This is a genomic window from Frankiales bacterium (genome assembly GCA_016125335.1).
Taxonomy (GTDB): domain Bacteria; phylum Actinomycetota; class Actinomycetes; order S36-B12; family CAIYMF01; genus Longivirga.
On record WGLY01000008.1, the window covers coordinates 17,358 to 34,388 of the forward strand.

Here is a 17,031-nt window from a genome sequence, read left to right on the forward strand (position 1 = left end):
GCCCCCCGCCGCCGCGGGTCGCCTTCCGGCCGGGCCGATCTCCCGTGCCGCGGTGCGCGGCGGAACGTAGGTTGACCTGGTGACGCGTCGCTGGCTGAGGGCGAAGACCCGGCAGGGCGACGTGCTCCGCGCCGGCTTCCAGGCGATCCGCGACGAGCAGGGCGTGCCCGCCGCGTTCCCCGACGACGTCCTCGCCGAGGCCGACGCCGTGGCCCGCGCGCCCCAGCCGCCGCCCGCACCGGACGGCCGCGCGCGACGCGACGCCACAGACCTGCCGTTCGTCACCATCGACCCGGCCGGCTCCACCGACCTGGACCAGGCGGTGCACATCGAGCGGCGGGGCAGCGGCTTCCGTGTGCACTACGCGATCGCCGACGTCGCCACCTTCGTGCGCCCGGGGGGCGCGATCGACGCGGAGGCGCACCGGCGCGGCGTCACGTTCTACAGCCCGGACCTGCGCACGTCGCTGCACCCCACCGTGCTCTCGGAGGGGGCGGCGAGCCTCCTCCCGGACGTCGTGCGCCCCTCGGTGCTCTGGCGGATCGACCTGGACTCGTCGGGCAGCCCTGTGGAGGTCGACGTCGAGCGGGCCCTGGTGCGCAGCGTCGCCAAGCTGTCCTACACCGAGGTCCAGCGCGCGCTCGACGACGGCACCGCCGACGACGCGATCGTCGCGCTGCGCGACGTCGGCCGGCTGCGCCAGGACCGCGAGGTGGAGCGCGGCGGCATCGACGTGCGCGTGCCGGACCAGGAGATCGAGGACGACGGGCCCGGCTTCCGGCTCGCGATGCGCGCCCCGCACCCGGTCGAGTCCTGGAACGCGCAGATCTCGCTGCTCACCGGCATGTGCGCGGCCCGGATGATGCTCGACGCCGGCGTGGGCATCGTGCGGACGATGCCGCCCCCGGCGCCCGAGGACTACGACCGGCTGCGCCGCACGGCGGCCGGGCTCGACATCGACTGGCCGGCCGACGTCTCCTACGCGCGGTTCGTGCGCACCCTCGACCCGCGCCCGCCCGCGCACGCGGCCTTCCTCAATCTCGTGACGATCCTGCTGCGCTCCGCGGGCTACACGCAGGTGCTGCACCCGGTGGGCGACCAGGAGCCCGACGTGCTGCGGCACGCGGCGGTGGCCTCGGCGTACGCGCACGTCACGGCCCCGCTGCGCCGACTGGTCGACCGCTACGGCACCGAGTGCTGCCTGGCCGTCGCCGCCGGCGAGGAGGTCCCGGAGTGGGTGTGCGAGGCGCTGCCCGCGCTCCCCGAGGAGATGCGCGTCGCGGATCAGCGCGCCCGCGCCCTCGACCGGGCGTGCGTCGACCTCATGGAGTCGGTGCTCCTCGAGTCGCACGTGGGCGAGGAGTACCAGGCGGTCGTCGTCGACGAGCGCAAGGAGTACGACGTCGTGCAGCTGCACTGGCCGGCCGTGCGTGCGCACGTGCGCGGTGGGGGGCTCGGCCTCGGGCGGCGGGTGCGGCTGCGGCTCACCGCCGCCGACCCGGTGCGCCGCACCGTGGAGTTCGCGCCGGCGTAGCCGCCGGGGCCGACCCGGACGCCGACGCGCCTCAGGCGGTGGTGAGCTCGGCGGTCTCGAGGATCAGCCGCAGCGTGGTGTCCGGCTCGCGCACGCTCGGGTAGTGGTCGACGTCGGGCAGCTCGACCACCCGGCAGCCGGGGATCAGCCGCGCCGCCTCGCGGTCGACCGCCACGAGCCCGGGGTAGTCGCGGCCGCCGACCACCATCGTGGTGGGCACGGCGATCTCTCCGAGCCGGGCGTAGGTGGAGGGCTCCGGCTCGGTCTCGAACTCGCGGCTGTTCAGGCCCGCGCGCAGCCCGCGGACCGCGAGCTCGCGCACCCGTGGGTCGTCGCCGGCCGCCCCCCACAGCCGCAGCATGAGGTCGAGCAGGCCGGCCGGGTCGTGGCGGACGGACTCGAACTCCGCGTCGGTCGCGGGGTCGTCGGGCCACTGCGCGCCGTTCACGCCCGGGCAGAGCAGCGTGAGCGAGAGCACGCGCTGCGGGTGCAGCACGGCGAGGTCGAGCGCGCCGCCCCCGCCCATGCTGGTGCCCACCACGTGCGCCTGCTCCACGCCCAGGCCGTCGAGCACGGCGAGGGCGTCGCCGACCACGCTCCAGGGCCCGGTCGCCGCGGGGGAGCGGCCGTAGGCGCGGTAGTCGAAGCGGATGGCGCGGGCCACCGACGTGAGCCCGGGCCAGATGTCGTCGTAGAGGGTGGAGTCGGCCACCCCCGAGTGCAGGAGCAGGACCACGGCGTTCTCGCCGCCGGAGTCCTCGACCCACACCGAGTCCCCGCCGACGTCGAGCAGCCGCTGCACCGGTTCCGCCATGCCCTGACGCTAGCGGTGCGGGCGCGGCCCGACGAGGGCGTTGCCCCGTGCCCGGACGCGGCCGGCCGGTCGCGCGTCCGCGGTCAGCCGCGGCCGGTCGGCAGCAGGAAGAGGTCGTCCGCGTAGCACCAGCCCCAGTCCTCGTCCGGCTCGAACGAGCGCATGAGCACGTGGTCCGTGGCGTGCCAGTGCGCGGTCGCGTGGCGCCGCGGCGAGTTGTCGCAGCAGCCGACGTGGCCGCACTCGAGGCACAGCCGCAGGTGCACCCAGGTGGTGCCCTCGCGCAGGCAGTCCTCGCAGCCCTCCGTGGCCGACGGCGTGACCTCCCGCGCCCGGTCGAGGTGGGTGCAGACGGCGTCGGTGGGGGCGCCCTGGGCGTCGCCGCCGACGGCCCAGCCCGTCATCGGGCACCGGTCCGGGTCTCGAGGGCGGTGGTGTCGCGCATCGGGCCTCCTCCTGCGGGCGGGTGGCAGCGGCCACCCCGCCAGCCTCCCCGCACGAGGGAGGGAGCGCCAGCCCGGCTCGGGGCCGGGCGGGCAGCCGGGCGTGCGCGCTACCCTGACGGCGCAGACGAGTCGGTCGGGCGGCCGCGGCGTGGGCCCTGCGGGGCGTGCGTCGAGGAAAGTCCGGACTCCACAGGGCAGGGTGGTGGGTAACACCCACCCGGGGTGACCCGCGGGACAGTGCCACAGAGAACAGACCGCCGTCGGTGCTTGCACCGGCGGTAAGGGTGAAACGGCGGTGTAAGAGACCACCAGCGCGGCGGGTGACCGTCGCGGCTCGGCAAACCCCACCCGGAGCAAGGCCAAGAAGGAGGGTCCGCGAGGAGCTTCCGCGCAGGCGTTCGAGGACGGCCCGTCCGAGCCTGCGGGTAGGCCGCACCGAGGTCGTCGGTGACGACGGCCCCAGATGGATGGTCGCCCCCGGTCGTCCGCGACCGGGACAGAATCCGGCTTACAGACCGGCTCGTCTGCCTCACGCACGTGCCCCCACGGGGACCCAGGTCGACACCCGGGAACCCATGGGACGGTGAGCTGTCCAGGTGGGGGTGGTTGGGGGATGGTGGTGGGTGTGACTGAGCCGGAGGTGCTTTACCACTACACCGACGCCGCGGGGCTCCTCGGCATCATCCGCTCGCACACGATCTGGGCGACAGACGCCGAGTTTCTCAACGACGCTCAGGAGATGAAGTTTGGGCGAGCGGAGGTGCTGGAGGCGCTGCGCACCAAGGCTCGACGCCTCGACGCCTCGGGGGTCGGGTTCGGCACTGAGGAGGAAAGCCGCTCGGCGGTGATCCGCAGCGTCATTGACCATCTCCATCCGCGTGAGGGTGGCGTCACGAACCAGCAGTGGCATGCCGCGTACGTGGCGTGCTTCTGCGAGGACGGAGACTTGCTGAGCCAATGGCGTGGGTACGCGCCTGGCGGCGGGTACGCGATCGGCTTCACGACCAGCGGCCTGCGCAATCTGTCAGACCCGGGCGGGACTGTCGCGGGGCCTTCGCTAGTACGGGTCCGTTACGGGAATGAGGCGTTGATAGCCGCGGTGTCGCGTGTGGAGGCAGAGGTCGGGGAGCGGGCCACCGGGCATCCGGGTGTCACCGGCTTCGATGAGTCCGCCAGGTATGTCATTCCGGTGCTCGCGTCGATCAAGCACGCCGCGTTTGCGGAGGAGCGGGAGTGGCGTGTAGTGGTGTCGTCGGACCGAGTGGGGGTGCAGTTCCGGTCGACGGCTGTGTCGATCGCCCCGTACCTTGACCTGCCGTTCACTGCTTCCTCGATCACCTCCGTCGTCGTCGGGCCGGGCCCGTTCCCGGAGTTGCGGGAGGACGCGGTGAGGAGGCTCGTGCCGGAGTCAGTAGAGGTTCGGCGGTCAGCAGCACCATTCCGTGGCTAGCGCTGCCTCGCCCGTCTGCATGAATCGGATGGGTTGGGCAGTGGGCGATTCACCGTCGGGACCTCGTCACAAGGACCGCCCAAGCAGCCTCCATGCGTGTCACTCGGTCTGCTCCATGATCCCCGAGGCCGTCCTCACCCCTTAGAACGGCGGCTGAGGACCTCGCAGGCCTAGGCGGCCCTTGCTCCCTGCCGCCGTCGTGCGATCAGTCCGGCTCGATGGAGGGCGAGTGCTCGCCGACTCTCGCCGCATTCCGTGGTTGCCTTTCCGCCCAGTAGCCCTTGGAGTCGAGGCCTTCCCGCCGTCCGCACCGGCAGTGTCCGGACGATGATCCACGCGATCAGCCCACAAGCAGCCAGCGCCCCTCCCGGCTCACCCGCTCCCAATGCGGGCTGATCACACCTCGCAGACCTTCGTCGAAAGCACCGAGGACCCAGCCCGGCCGGTATCCGGCTGGCAGACCGGCTCGTCTGGCTCACACCTCGAAGACCGACCAGCAGATGTCGTTGCGCAGCCGCTGGTCGTCGAGCACCAGCTCGCGGATCGCGGCCGGCAGGCGCGCCCGCTGCCAGCGGCACTCGCGCCGGCCCGCGGCGCCGGCCCGCGCCGGCGGCGCTGCGGCGCGGGCGGCCTTGATGGCGTAGGCCGCCGCACCGAGCTCGTGCGCGGCCACGTGGGCCACCACCGCCGCCTGCCCCGCGGCGAAGGCGGCGTGGCGCGGGGCGCCGCGCAGGTCGCGGGCCGCGGCCATCGCGTGGCCGCCGGCGGACCGTGAGGCGGTCATGGTCGTCCCGCCAGCGGCCCAGGCGCGCACCGCCGCGATCGCGGCCCTGGGTCGGTCGTCGCCCGGCCGTTCGGCCTCCACGAGCGGCAGGACGTGCTCGGCGCACGTGGCCGCCCACAGCGCGAGCAGGTGGTGGTGCTCGTCCGTGAGGGTCCCGCCCCGTCGCAGCGTGACGAAGCGGGGGTCGCGCACCCGGGGCAGGATCACCCGACGCCGGCCGAGCGCCCGGGATCCACGGCAACCCCCGCCGGGCGGTGCGGGTGCCTCACACCTGCTCGAGCGGCCGGTAGCCGCTGCACATCACCCGCAGGTACCCGACACGGCCGTCGCGCTCCTGGACGTAGGCCTGCTGCTCGACGAGGTGCAGGCCGTCGTCGTTGCGCACCCGCAGCCGGTACTGCACCCGGGCGCAGTCGGCCACCTGCTCCGTGCTGATCTCCTCGACCGCGACGATCTCGTCGGTGTCGTCGAACCAGGCGGCCACGGCGGAGACGACGTCGTCGGGACGCTCGGCCTCCCAGATGCGGCGCGGGGTCATGGCCCGGAAGTCGAGCTCGGGATGGAGCAGCTCGAGGATCCGCCCGTGGTCCTTGGCCGAGACGGCCTCGCCCCACGCCTGGGCCAGCTTCTCGTCCTCGCCGTCGACGCTCATGGCGCCCAGGGTGACCCAGGCGGGGCGGGATGGCCAGCATCGCGCAGGTCGACGTCCGCTCCAGGCCCGTCGACGGGCAGGGGGCCGGGCTCCGCGGGCGTGGCGTCGTGCGGTGGCAGGTGGTGCACGGTGACGAACGGCAGCGCGCGGCCGTCGTGGCGGCGCTCGTGCCGCCCCGGCTCGCGCGCGACCTCGCGCACGTCGACCACCAGTCCCGGGAACCGCTCGCGGACGGCGTCGATGCGCTGGTGCACCACGGCGATGTCCGTGGTCTCGAAGCCGATGGGGTCCTCGTTGCCCGGCCACTGGCCGCCCAGGCGCCGAGCCTCGGCGTCGGTCTCGTCGACCGCGGCGCCGGCCTCGCGCAGCGCCGTGACGAGGAGCGAGTAGGTCCGCAAGCCGGCCGGCGTCGACTCGAGGACGTACTCGTTCACGGCGCCCATGCTCTCAGCGGATCCCTCGGCGCGAGAAGGGGTTCGGCGAATCCCGGCGCGTGCCGGGGTCCTAGGACCCTGGCACCTGGGCCCGCAGCCCCTCGACGACGGCGGCGCAGGAGTCCCACGTGGGCAGCAGCCCGCGCTGCCGTGCCTCGTCCAGGCCGGGCGCGGCGGCGTCCTTGGCCGAGAGCACCGGCTCGACGCCGTCGGGCCACGTGATGCCGAGGGCCGGGTCGAGCGGGTCGACGCCGTGCTCGCGCCCCGGGGCGTACGGCGTCGAGCACAGGTAGACGACGGTCGAGTCGTCCTCGAGGGACAGGAACGCGTGGCCGAGCCCCTCGGAGAGGTAGACCGCACGGCGGTCGGTGGTGTCGAGCCGCACGGCGTCCCACGCGCCGAACGTGGGCGAGCCGACGCGCAGGTCGACCGCGACGTCGAGGACGGCTCCGCGCACGCAGGTGACGTACTTCGCCTGGCCCGGAGGGACGTCGGACCAGTGGACACCGCGGAGCACACCGCGCCGCGACACCGAGCAGTTCGCCTGCGCGAGGCCGAAGGCGTGGCCCGTGGCCTCGAGGAACGACGTCCCGGTGAACCACTCGAGGAAGGTGCCGCGCTCGTCGTCGTGCTGCCGCGGCGTGAGCTCCCACGCCCCCGGCACGGCCAGCTCCCGGATCTCCACGCGCACTCCCGACGCTCGTCCTGTGCCCACCCTACGAGGGGGCGCGATGCGGCTCCCTCAGGGCAGGCGGCGCGCCACGAGGACGAACTCGTTGTAGGGGAAGAGCCTCCCGGCCGTGCGGGGGAGCGGGAAGGAGTACTGCCGCACGGGGGAGAAGCCGAGGCGTCGCGCCGTGGCCCGCAACCCGGTCTCGTCGACGAAGCGGACGTGCGTGGCGTCGCTGGCGTAGCCCTTCTCCTGCGGGCAGATCAGCACGAGCGTGGAGTCCGGGCGCAGGTAGGGCAGGTACGCCGAGAGCAGGCCGTCGGCGTCGTCCTGGGGGAGGTGCTCGAGCACGTGGGCCACGAGCATCGCGTCGAAGGTCGCGGGCACGGCGTCGGGGCAGGTGGGCCACTCGTCGCTCGTCCAGGCGCGCAGCCCGCGCTCCCGCGCGGTGCGCACCGAGTCCTCGTTGTGGTCGACGCCGACCCCGTCGTCGAGGGCCGTCAGGTTGCGCCCGAGGCCGCATCCGACGTCGAGGGTGCGCCCGAGGCCGAGGCGGCGCAGGTTCCACCGGTAGGGCCGCTGGACGTCGAGCACCTGCTTCCAGCGGGCTCCCTCCAGGCGGCGCAGGCGGTCGGCGTAGTCCGTGCCCGCGGTGCTCGGCGCGTCGGGAGCGCCCGCCGCGGCGTCGGCGTCCACGGACGCGCCGGGGCCCTCGGCGTCACCGGCGTCGTCCCCCGGTCCGACGTGCGGTGCTGCCATGCGACGACCTCCGGTGCGACGACGGGCTCGGTCCGGCCGGGACGCCCTCGCGCCCGGCCGGCGGCGCGGGCCCAGCGGGCGGGCGCCGGGCCGGCGGTGCGGCCCGCCGGCGTCCCTACGATGAGGGTTCCACAGCCGAGGGGGAGGGACGCGGGTGGGCCGTCGCCAGGTGCTCGCGTCGTACTCGCGCGGGCCGCTGCTCGTGGGGTCCGGGTCCGTCGTGCTCGGGCTGTGCTCCTACGTCTACCTCTCGGTGGCGGCCCGGCACGTGGGCCCGCACGACTTCGGCGAGCTCTCCACGCTGTGGGCGGTGCTGTTCGGCTTCGTCGCCGGCCTGTGGCTGCCGTTCGAGCAGGAGCTCACGCGGCTCGTGGCCTCCGGCGACGGCAGCGCGCGGGTGTCCGACCTGCGCCGGGTGGCGCTGCTCCAGGGCGCCACCTGGGTGCTGGCCGAGCTCGTGGTGGTCGGCGTCCTCTCGGTGGCCTCGGGCTCGCTGTTCGCCGGCTCGCCGATGCTCGGCGTCGCCCTCGCGGTCTCGGTGGCCACCGTGGCCGTGGCCGGCTTCCAGCGCGGCACGCTGCTCGGTGCCCGTCGCTTCGGCTGGGCCGCGGCGCAGCAGGCCGGCGACGGGCTCACGCGCGCGGTGGGCGCCGTGGTGTGCGCGGCGCTCGGCGCGTCGGTGGGCACCTTCGGGCTGGTGCTCGCGCTGGCGCCGCTGGGCGGCGTGCTCGTGGCCGCGTTGGGGACGCCTGTGCTCGACCGCGTCGCGGCGCCGTCGCGGGCCCTGCGCGACCTCGCCCGCGACGTCGCCGCCCTGGTGGCCGGCTCCTCGCTCGCCATCGTGATGCTCAACGTCGGCCCGCTCGTCGTGCGGCTGGGGTCCGGGGCGGCCGAGACGGGCCGCTTCATGGCCGTGTTCGTGGTGGCGCGCCTGCCGCTGTTCTTCGCCGGCCCGGTCGTGGCCGGCCTGCTCCCGTCGCTCGTCGACGCCCATGCCCGCGGCGACCGGCCCGCGTTCGTGCGCACGGTGCGGGCGGTGGTGGGCGTCGTCGCCGTGGGCGCGCTGGCGGGCTGCCTCGCGCTCGGGCTCCTCGGGCCGTGGGTGGCCCGGGTGTTCTTCGGCTCGGCGTACGACGGCGACCTGGCAGTGAGCGTGCTGGTCGCGGTGTCCTCCGCGCTGTTCGTGGTGGCCATGGTGATGCAGGGCGCGCTGGTCGCGGCGCAGGACCAGCGGGCCGTCGCCTGGTCGTGGCTCGTCGCCACCGTCGCCTTCGGGCTCGGCCTGCTGCTGCCCCTGCCGGTGGGGATGCGGGTCGCGACGGCCTACGTGGTCGCGGGCGTCGTCGCGGTCGCGGTGATGGCGGCGCTGCTGCGCCGCGACGCGGGGCGCCCGCTCGCGCCGGTGCGGGCGTGAGCAGCGCCGCCGCCGGGCGCCCGGCCGGCTCGGGGCCCGTCGCCGCCCACCTAGACTCCGGACCTGTGAGCCAGGGTCGGTCGGGTCGGGCGCTCGTCGTCGTCCCCGCCTGGAACGAGGCCGAGGCGCTGCCCGGGGTGCTGGCCGAGCTGCACGAGAAGCTGCCCGGGATCGACGTCCTCGTCGTCGACGACGGCTCCACCGACGGCACCGCCGACCTCGTGCGCGCCACCGGGACCGCACGCGTGATCTCGCTGCCGTTCAACGTCGGGGTGGGCGGTGCGATGCGCGCGGGCTTCCTCTTCGCCGAGCGGCACGGCTACGGCCCGGTCGTGCAGTGCGACGCCGACGGCCAGCACGACCCCGCCGACGTCCCGCGCCTCCTGGCCGAGCTCGACGCGGGCCTCGACGTCGTGATCGGGGCGCGGTTCGCGGGAGTGGGCGAGTACCACGTGAGCGCGTTCCGCCGGTTCGCCATGCGGTTCCTGGCCGTCTCGCTCTCGCGTCTCACCCGCGCCCGGCTCACCGACGTCACCTCGGGCTTCCGCGCGAGCAGCCCCCGCGCGGTGCGCGTGTTCGCGCGCGAGTACCCGCCGGAGTACCTCGGCGACACCATCGAGTCGCTCGTGGTGGCCGAGCGAGCGGGACTGCGGGTCGGCCAGCTGCCCGTGCAGCTGCGCGAGCGCCGGGCCGGGCGGCCCTCGCAGGGCGTCGTCCGCTCGGTGGCCTACCTGGCGCGCGCGGTGCTGGTGCTGGGCCTCGCGGTGCTGCACACCTCGACCGGGGCGGACGAGGCATGAGCACGAGCCTGGTCGGCGTCGTCGCGAGCCTCGCGGTGCTCGCGCTGACGATCGAGCTGCTGCGCCGGCGTGCCCTGCGCGAGAAGTACGCCGTGCTCTGGCTCGTGGTGAGCCTGCTCGGGGTCCTGTTCACCGTGTTCCCGGGGCTGCTCACCTCGGTCGCCCGGCGGCTGGGGTTCGCGCTGCCGGCCAACCTGGTGTTCGCCATGGCCGCCCTCGTGCTGCTCGTGGTGGGCATGCAGCTCAGCCTCGAGGTGGGCCGGCAGGAGGACCGCAGCCAGCGCCTCGCGGAGGAGCTCGCGCTGCTGCGCCAGCAGCTCGAGGAGCTGCGCGCGGGCTCGGCGGCCCCGGGCGACGTCGCACCCGACGAGGGACTGCTGGACGCCGGGCCCGAGGAGCCGCGCGACGCGCGACCGGACGAGGACACGGTGGGCGGCACCGGTGGCTGAGGCCGCGCCGGTCGTGCACCTCACGGTCCCGGCGTACGGCGACGACGCCTACCTGCGGGAGGCCGTGGCCTCGGTGCTCGCGCAGGACAGCGACGCGTGGCTGCTCACGGTGCTCGACGACGGCCCCGCCGACGACGCGCTGGCGGCATGGTTCGCCTCGCTGGGCGACCCGCGCGTGGAGTACCGGCACAACCCGGTGCGGCTGGGCATCAACCGCAACTTCCAGCAGTGCCTCGAGGTGGCCCGGGCGCCGTGGGTGACGCTCGTGGGTGCCGACGACCGGCTGCTGCCGGGCTACGTCTCGGCGGTGGCGCAGATGGCCCGGCGACGTCCGGACCTGGCCTGGATCCAGCCGTCGGTGCGCGTCGTCGACGACGCCGGGCGGCCGGTCTCGACGCGGGCCGACGCGGTGAAGGCGCGGCTCATGCCTCCGGCGAGCGCGGAGGGGTTCACCGTGCTGGGCGGGGAGGACCTCACCCGCTCGCTGCTGGTGGGCAACTGGATGTACTTCCCGGCCGTCGCCTTCAACCGCGAGGCGGTGCTGCCGCACGGCTTCCGCGAGGGCCGCGACATCGTGCTGGACGTCGACCTCTACCTGCGCCTGCTCGTCGAGGGTGCGCAGGCGGCCTACCTCGACGACGTGCAGTTCGAGTACCGGCGGCACGGCGCCAGCCTGTCCTCGACGCAGGCGCTCACCGGCGCCCGCTTCGCCGAGGAGCGCGCGTTCTTCCACGAGGCCGCCGCCACCCTCGACCGGATCGGCTGGCACCGGGCGGCCCGCGCCGCGCGCTGGCACGTCACCTCGAGGCTCTACGCCGTGCTCTGCCTGCCCCGGGCGCGCAGCGCGGACGCCGTCGGCTCCCTGCTGCGCCACGCCGTCGGCCCCTGACCCCAGCCCCCCGCCCCGTCGTTACTGCCGGAACGACCGGAGAACCGGCCAGGATCCGGTTCTTCGGGCAGTAACGTGCGGGTCGGAGGTCAGCGATCGGTGTCGAGCAGCCCGAGCAGGTAGGTGCCGTAGCCGCTCTTGACGAGGGGCTCGGCCAGGGCGCGGAGGCCGTCGTCGTCGATCCAGCCCGCGCGCCAGGCGATCTCCTCGATGCACCCGATCTTGAGCCCCTGGCGCTCCTCCACCACGCGCACGAACTCGCCCGCCGCCATGAGCGACCCGACGCTGCCGGTGTCGAGCCACGCGGTGCCGCGGTCGAGCACCGTGACGTGCAGCCGTCCCTGCGCGAGGTAGGCGCGGTTGACGTCGGTGATCTCGAGCTCGCCGCGGGCGCTGGGACGGATGCCCCGCGCGATCTCGACGACGTCGTTGTCGTAGAAGTACAGGCCCGGCACCACGTAGCTGCTGCGCGGGTGCTCGGGCTTCTCCTCGATCGACAGGGCCCGGCCGGTCTCGTCGAAGTCGATGACGCCGTAGTCGCGCGGGTTGCTCACGTGGTAGGCGAACACCTGGCCGCCGTCGACGTCGTGGTGCCGGGCGAGCGCGGTGCCCAGGCCCTGGCCGTAGAAGATGTTGTCGCCGAGCACCAGGGCCGCGGAGTCGCCGTCGAGGAAGTCCGCGCCGATCACGAAGGCCTGAGCCAGGCCCTCGGGGCGCGGCTGCTCGGCGTAGGAGATCGAGACGCCCAGGCCGCTGCCGTCGCCGAGGAGTCGCTGGAAGGCGCCGGCGTCCTCGGGCGTGGTGATGACGAGGATGTCGCGGATGCCCGCCATCAGCAGGGTGGACAGCGGGTAGTAGACCATCGGCTTGTCGTAGACGGGGAGCAGCTGCTTGCTCACGCTGCGGGTGAGCGGGTGCAGCCGGGTTCCGGAGCCCCCGGCCAGGACGATGCCGCGCATGCGCGCACTCTAGTGGCGCGACGCCGAGGCGCCGGACGCGCGGCGCGCGCCGCCCGGCCACCGGTCGGGCGACCGGCCGCACCCCCGCGGCGCACTACGATCGCAGCGACCCTGCCCGCCAGACGACCCCGGGGAAGGCATGCGGATCCTCGTCACCGGCGGAGCCGGCTTCATCGGCTCCCACTTCGTCCGCACGCTCCTGGGCGCCGGCTACCCCGGCGTCGACGACCCGCGCGTCACGGTGCTCGACGCCCTCACCTACGCGGGCAACCGGGCCAACCTCGACCCCGTGGCCGAGGACCCCCGGCTCTCGTTCGTGGAGGGCGACATCCTCGACGCCGCCCTCGTCGACGAGCTGGTGGCGGCGTCGGACGCCGTGGTGCACTTCGCCGCCGAGTCGCACGTCGACCGGTCGATCACCGGGGCGCGCGACTTCGTGATGACCAACGTCGTGGGCACCCAGACTCTCCTGGACGCCGCACGGCGGCACGGGCTCGGCCGCTTCGTGCACGTGTCCACGGACGAGGTCTACGGCTCGATCGAGGCCGGGTCCTGGCCGGAGACGCACGCGCTCGAGCCGAACTCGCCCTACGCGGCGTCGAAAGCGGCGAGCGACCTCATGGCTCGCGCCTACGCGCGCACCCACCACCTCGACGTCGTCGTCACCCGGTGCTCGAACAACTACGGGCCCTACCAGTTCCCCGAGAAGGTCATCCCGCTGTTCGTCACGAACCTCATCGACGGCGGCACCGTGCCGCTCTACGGCGACGGCCTCAACGTGCGCGACTGGCTGCACGTCGACGACCACTGCCGTGGCATCGCGCTCGTGCTCGTCGGCGGCCGGGCCGGCGAGGTCTACAACATCGGCGGCGGCACGGAGCTGACCAACCGCGAGCTCACTGCCCTGCTGCTCGAGCGCACGGGCGCGGACTGGAGCCGCGTGGTACCGGTGGAGGACCGGAAGGGGCACGACCGCCGCTACTCCGTGGACATCACGAAGATCTCCGAGGAGCTCGGCTACGCCCCGCGCGTGCCGTTCGCCGACGGCCTGACCGCGACCGTGGAGTGGTACCGCACGCACCGGTCGTGGTGGGAGCCCCTCAAGGCGCGCGCGTCCCTGGCGCGATGACCGCGCCGCGCGGCGACGGCCGCTGGCTCGTGGTGGGCCACCGCGGGATGCTCGGGGCGGACCTCATGGACGCCCTGCGCGGGCGCGACGTCGCCGGGCTGTCCCGCCCGCAGCTCGACCTGCTCGACGTCGCCTCGGTGACCGACGCGGTGCGCGGCGCCGACGTCGTCGTCAACTGCGCGGCGTGGACCGCGGTCGACGACGCCGAGGACCACGAGGAGGAGGCCTTCGCCGTCAACGCGCTCGGGCCCGCGCACCTCGCCCGCGCCGCCCGCGACGCGGGTGCCTGGCTGGTGCAGGTGTCCACCGACTACGTGTTCGCCGGCGACTCTGACACGCCCTACGCCGAGGACGCGCCGACCGACCCGCGCACGGCGTACGGCCGCACCAAGGCCGCGGGGGAGGAGGCGGTGCACGCCGAGCTGGCGGACCGGTCCTACGTCGTGCGCACCGCGTGGCTCTACGGCCGGCACGGCCGCCACTTCGTCTCCACCATCGCCGGGCTCGCACGCGAGCGCGACCACCTCGACGTCGTCGACGACCAGGTCGGCCAGCCCACGTGGACCGCCGACGTCGCCGCGCGCATCGTGGACATGGTCGACGCCGGCGTCCCCGCCGGGCGCTACCACGCGACCTCGTCCGGCGAGACGACGTGGTTCGGCCTGGCGCGCGAGGTGGTGCGCCGCATGGGCCTCGACCCGGCGATGGTGCGTCCGACCACGAGCGCCGCGATGGCGCGCCGGGCGCCGCGGCCGGCCTACTCCGTGCTCGGGCACGACGCGTGGGCGCGGGTCGGGATGCCTGCGCTGCGTCACTGGGAGGATGCGCTCGGTGCATCATGGCCGCCATTCGGGTGACATCCGAGCCGATGGCGAAGTCCCTTGGGCCCCAAGCGGTTCCCCAGTTTGAGGTATGTGCTCCCGAGGCGGGGGATGGCGCGCCGTTCACCCGCTAGGGTGAGCGCGCCGCGGCCCCGGTCGCGGTGCCGTCCGGTGCGCCGGACGGGGATCGAGGAGGCGTCGACCCGCGACCGCACCTGCGGTCACCCGCCCCGAGGGGCGAGGTCGCGGCGAGCCAGTGGTGAGCCCGGCCTTGATCGTGAGCAGAGCGCCCGGAGCTGACGCCACGACCAGGACGGACCCGCGATGACCGCGAACGACCCCGACCGGCCCTCGAGGCCACGCCCGTCGACGGGTCGCGACACCGGGCGTCGCGAGCGCGTCCCCGGCAGCCACGCGCGGGTGCCGGGAAGCCACGTCCGCGTGCCCGGCAGCAGGCTCCGCGTCCCCGGCGAGCACCTGCGCGAGCCCGCGGCGCACGCCGCACCCCTGCCTCCCGCGCCGCCGGTCACGCCCGCGCGCAGGCGCAGCGCGATCCTCGCCTCGGCCCTCGCCACAACCGCGGCCGCCCTGGTGGCCGCGCCCCTCGTCGTCGCCGACGCCTCGGTGTCCGTCGACGTCTCGCCGCAGGAGGTGCTCGCCGCGACCGACGCGCACCTGCTCACCTCCGGCTGGCCCCAGTGCTCGGACGGCTTCACCCTCGACATGGACGGCATCAGCTCGGTCACCTACACGCTCGAGCAGCCGTCCGGCCGGCTCGTGCTGCGGGCCGGGTCGTGGGACTTCGTGTGGACCCAGCCGGCCGCCGGGCCGCACGGCGTCCCGAAGGCGCCCGACGGCGAGGTGCACGGCATCACCCACGTCGTGGTGTGCGGGCCGAGCTCGCGGAGCGGGTCCGCGTCGGGCTCGGCGGGCTCCGGCTCCGCCTCGGGCTCGGGGGCGAGCGGGTCGGGGTCGGCGTCCGGGTCGGCATCGGGCTCGGCGTCGGGGTCGGCCTCCGGCTCCTGGGGATCGGGCTCGGCGTCTGCGTCGAGCAGCGGCTCGACGGCGTCGGGCACCGCCACCACGGCCGGGCCCTCGGGCAGCTCGAGCGGGTCCACCTGGTGCCCGCCGACCTCCGGCTCGCCCACCGGCACCGCCACCAGCCCCGGGCCGTCCTGGACCTCGACCACGAGCAGCCCGGGCACGACGCCGCCGGCCACCACCACGCCCCCGGCCACCACGCCGCCTGCGACGACGCACCCGGCCACGACTCCGCCGGCCACCACGCCTCCCGCGACCACTCCGCCGGCCACCACTCCGCCGGCCACGACGCACCCGGCCACGACGCCTCCCGCGACGACCCCGCCCGCGACGACCCCGCCCGCGACCACGCCTCCCGCGACCACGCCTCCCGCGACCACACCGCCGGCCACCACGCCTCCGGTGACGACGGCGCCCGCGACCACACCGCCCGCGACCACGCCGCCCGCGACCACCCCGCCGGCCACGACGCCGGGCACCCCGGGGCTCCCGCACACCGGCGGTGACGTCACGGTTCCGCTGCTGGCGGGCCTGAGCCTGTTCGCGGCCGGGTTCGTGGTGCTGCGCGCCACGCGGCGTCGCGGCGGCCACCTCTAGCCCGCAGCCGACTCGCGGTCGGGGGCTGGGCTGCGCGGACCGGTGCCCGCGCCGGGTCAGCCGGCGTCGCGCTCGCAGTCGACGTCGGCGCGCAGGTGGTCGGCGACGACGGACAGCGCCTCGCCGAGCGCGGCGAACTGCTCGTCGGTGAGCAGGTCGACGAGGTGCTCGCGCACGCCCTCGACGTGCACGGGGGCGGCGTCGACGAGCGTGGTCCAGCCCAGCTCGGTGAGCACGGCGTTGGCCCCGCGCTTGTCGCTCTCGCAGGGTTCGCGCGCGACGAGGCCGACCTTCTCGAGCCGGTCGATCTGGTGCGAGAGGCGGCTGCGGCTGGCGAGGGTGAACTCGGCGAGCTGGCTCATGCGCAGGCGCCGTCCGGGGGCCTCGGACAGCCGCACGAGGATCTCGTAGTCGGCCATCGACAGCCCGCGCGCCGCCTGCATCTCGCGGTTGAGCCGGTCGCCGAGCAGCGTCGTCGCGGCGATGTAGGCGCGCCAGTGCGCCTGCTGCTCCGCGGACAGCCACCTGGTCATGCGACCAGCGTAGCCAGGAGAGGCAGATGATTGAAAGCCGGACGATTGCGCTCTGCGCGAGCGCTCAGGCGTCGAGGTCCCACAGCCGGACGCCGCCGACGATGCCGGCGGTGTTGTCGACGATGCGCGCGTGCGTCGGCAGCTGCTCGGGATCGAGGTGCTTGGCGTTGCCGCCGCCGACGTAGATCGTGTCGAAAAACAGGAAGCGGTCGTAGGCGTCGATCGCCTTCGTGACGCGCTTGGCCCAGCGCTGGTTGCCGATGTCCTTGCGCGCCACGTTGCCGAGCTGCTCCTCGAACGTCTGGTCCTTGCGGAACGGGGCGTGGCCGCCCTCGATGTGGGGCAGCAGGCGGCCGTCGAGGAACAGCGCCGTGCCCACTCCCGTGCCCAGGGTCATCACGAACTCGAAGCCCTCGCCGAGCACCACCGCGCAGCCCTGCACGTCGGCGTCGTTGGCCACCTTCACCGGCACGCCGAAGGCCTCGCGCAGCGCCGCCGCGAGGTCGAACCCGCGCCAGGCCTTCTCGAGCGCGGGATCGGTCTCCCCGTCGTACGCCGTGCGCGACAGCGACGGGATGTTGCGGACCCGGCCGTTGCGCACGAGCCCCGGGAAGCCCACGGACACCCGGTGGTAGACGCCGAGGTGGTCGGTGAGGGCGACGAGCGAGCTCACCAGCACCTGCGGCGGACAGGGATAGGGCGTGTCCACGCGGACCCGCTCGGTGAGCATCACGCCCCCCGGGTCGAGCACGGCTGCCTTGAAACCGCTGCCGCCGACGTCGATGGCGAGGGTGCGCACGTCGTCCGGCCAGCCGAGGGGATGGGCGTCGTCGCTCATGGGCACGAGGCTAGCGAC

The 17,031-nt window shown here is 74.7% G+C and carries 18 protein-coding genes, 1 other RNA gene, 1 pseudogene and 1 riboswitch; of the genes and pseudogenes, 10 read left to right on the forward strand and 10 right to left on the reverse strand.

Annotated elements, in window-relative coordinates; all coding sequences use genetic code 11:
* Window positions 1–121: 121 nt before the first annotated feature.
* A complete protein-coding gene (locus tag GC157_05110) occupies window positions 122–1,534 on the forward strand; it encodes an RNB domain-containing ribonuclease (GenBank protein MBI1376848.1) in 1,413 nt (470 codons plus the stop codon).
* Between the two features lie 31 nt (window positions 1,535–1,565).
* Here the strand turns inward: GC157_05110 and GC157_05115 are convergent, their stop codons facing one another.
* Together GC157_05115 and GC157_05120 are read right to left on the reverse strand one after the other, a co-directional pair.
* On the reverse strand, window positions 1,566–2,348 hold the full coding sequence (locus GC157_05115; protein ID MBI1376849.1) for an alpha/beta fold hydrolase: 783 nt from the start codon (window positions 2,346–2,348) through the stop codon (window positions 1,566–1,568).
* Window positions 2,349–2,431: 83 nt separating this feature from the next.
* Window positions 2,432–2,752, reverse strand: coding sequence for a hypothetical protein (locus GC157_05120; GenBank protein MBI1376850.1), 321 nt, complete (start codon window positions 2,750–2,752; stop codon window positions 2,432–2,434).
* A 167-nt stretch (window positions 2,753–2,919) separates the two neighbouring features.
* On the opposite strand from GC157_05120, the gene rnpB reads away from it, so the two are divergent.
* Window positions 2,920–3,321, forward strand: an RNA gene (gene rnpB / locus GC157_05125) — RNase P RNA component class A.
* 86 nt (window positions 3,322–3,407) lie between these two features.
* Complete coding sequence (locus GC157_05130) at window positions 3,408–4,244, forward strand: DUF2971 domain-containing protein (GenBank protein ID MBI1376851.1); 837 nt, start codon at window positions 3,408–3,410, stop codon at window positions 4,242–4,244.
* A 475-nt stretch (window positions 4,245–4,719) separates the two neighbouring features.
* On the opposite strand, the gene GC157_05135 is transcribed toward GC157_05130, so the two are convergent.
* From GC157_05135 to GC157_05155, 5 genes are all read right to left on the reverse strand, one after another.
* Window positions 4,720–5,235 (reverse strand): hypothetical protein, encoded by a 516-nt coding sequence (locus GC157_05135; GenBank protein MBI1376852.1) that lies wholly within the window; start codon window positions 5,233–5,235, stop codon window positions 4,720–4,722.
* Between the two features lie 58 nt (window positions 5,236–5,293).
* Window positions 5,294–5,680, reverse strand: a complete 387-nt coding sequence (locus GC157_05140) for a hypothetical protein (protein ID MBI1376853.1) — start codon at window positions 5,678–5,680, stop codon at window positions 5,294–5,296.
* Window positions 5,677–6,114, reverse strand: a complete 438-nt coding sequence (locus tag GC157_05145) for a hypothetical protein (GenBank protein ID MBI1376854.1) — start codon at window positions 6,112–6,114, stop codon at window positions 5,677–5,679. The genes GC157_05140 and GC157_05145 overlap by 4 nt, the downstream gene beginning before the upstream one ends.
* Window positions 6,115–6,184: 70 nt before the next feature.
* Complete coding sequence (locus tag GC157_05150; GenBank protein ID MBI1376855.1) at window positions 6,185–6,799, reverse strand: dTDP-4-dehydrorhamnose 3,5-epimerase; 615 nt, start codon at window positions 6,797–6,799, stop codon at window positions 6,185–6,187.
* A gap of 57 nt (window positions 6,800–6,856) precedes the next feature.
* Window positions 6,857–7,543 carry a methyltransferase domain-containing protein gene (locus tag GC157_05155; GenBank protein MBI1376856.1) on the reverse strand — a complete coding sequence of 229 codons (687 nt, stop codon included), beginning with the start codon at window positions 7,541–7,543 and terminating at the stop codon, window positions 6,857–6,859.
* 154 nt (window positions 7,544–7,697) lie between these two features.
* Here GC157_05155 and GC157_05160 point away from each other — a divergent pair, with 154 nt between their 5' ends.
* From GC157_05160 to GC157_05175, 4 genes are all read left to right on the forward strand, one after another.
* A complete protein-coding gene (locus GC157_05160) occupies window positions 7,698–8,957 on the forward strand; it encodes a hypothetical protein (GenBank protein MBI1376857.1) in 1,260 nt (419 codons plus the stop codon).
* A 65-nt stretch (window positions 8,958–9,022) separates the two neighbouring features.
* Entirely contained in the window at window positions 9,023–9,757 is a 735-nt protein-coding gene (locus GC157_05165; protein MBI1376858.1) for a glycosyltransferase, read from the forward strand.
* Window positions 9,754–10,206, forward strand: a complete 453-nt coding sequence (locus tag GC157_05170) for a DUF2304 family protein (GenBank protein MBI1376859.1) — start codon at window positions 9,754–9,756, stop codon at window positions 10,204–10,206. The genes GC157_05165 and GC157_05170 overlap by 4 nt, the downstream gene beginning before the upstream one ends.
* A complete protein-coding gene (locus GC157_05175; GenBank protein MBI1376860.1) occupies window positions 10,199–11,095 on the forward strand; it encodes a glycosyltransferase in 897 nt (298 codons plus the stop codon). Before GC157_05170 ends, GC157_05175 begins: the two co-directional genes overlap by 8 nt.
* Before the next feature lie 89 nt (window positions 11,096–11,184).
* Here the strand turns inward: GC157_05175 and rfbA are convergent, their stop codons facing one another.
* Window positions 11,185–12,054 carry a glucose-1-phosphate thymidylyltransferase RfbA gene (gene rfbA / locus GC157_05180; protein MBI1376861.1) on the reverse strand — a complete coding sequence of 290 codons (870 nt, stop codon included), beginning with the start codon at window positions 12,052–12,054 and terminating at the stop codon, window positions 11,185–11,187.
* Window positions 12,055–12,193: 139 nt separating this feature from the next.
* Here rfbA and rfbB point away from each other — a divergent pair, with 139 nt between their 5' ends.
* The 3 genes and pseudogenes from rfbB (at window position 12,194) to GC157_05195 (ending at window position 15,513) form a co-directional block, all read left to right on the forward strand.
* Window positions 12,194–13,183 (forward strand): dTDP-glucose 4,6-dehydratase, encoded by a 990-nt coding sequence (gene rfbB, locus GC157_05185; protein MBI1376862.1) that lies wholly within the window; start codon window positions 12,194–12,196, stop codon window positions 13,181–13,183.
* Complete coding sequence (gene rfbD, locus GC157_05190; GenBank protein MBI1376863.1) at window positions 13,180–14,040, forward strand: dTDP-4-dehydrorhamnose reductase; 861 nt, start codon at window positions 13,180–13,182, stop codon at window positions 14,038–14,040. The genes rfbB and rfbD overlap by 4 nt, the downstream gene beginning before the upstream one ends.
* Before the next feature lie 146 nt (window positions 14,041–14,186).
* Window positions 14,187–14,284: riboswitch (cyclic di-GMP riboswitch) on the forward strand.
* Between the two features lie 953 nt (window positions 14,285–15,237).
* Window positions 15,238–15,513, forward strand: a pseudogene (locus GC157_05195) (hypothetical protein).
* Between the two features lie 185 nt (window positions 15,514–15,698).
* On the opposite strand, the gene GC157_05200 reads toward GC157_05195, so the two are convergent.
* Window positions 15,699–16,175, reverse strand: coding sequence for a MarR family transcriptional regulator (locus tag GC157_05200; GenBank protein ID MBI1376864.1), 477 nt, complete (start codon window positions 16,173–16,175; stop codon window positions 15,699–15,701).
* A gap of 64 nt (window positions 16,176–16,239) precedes the next feature.
* A complete protein-coding gene (locus GC157_05205; GenBank protein MBI1376865.1) occupies window positions 16,240–17,013 on the reverse strand; it encodes an ROK family protein in 774 nt (257 codons plus the stop codon).
* Window positions 17,014–17,031: the final 18 nt, after the last annotated feature.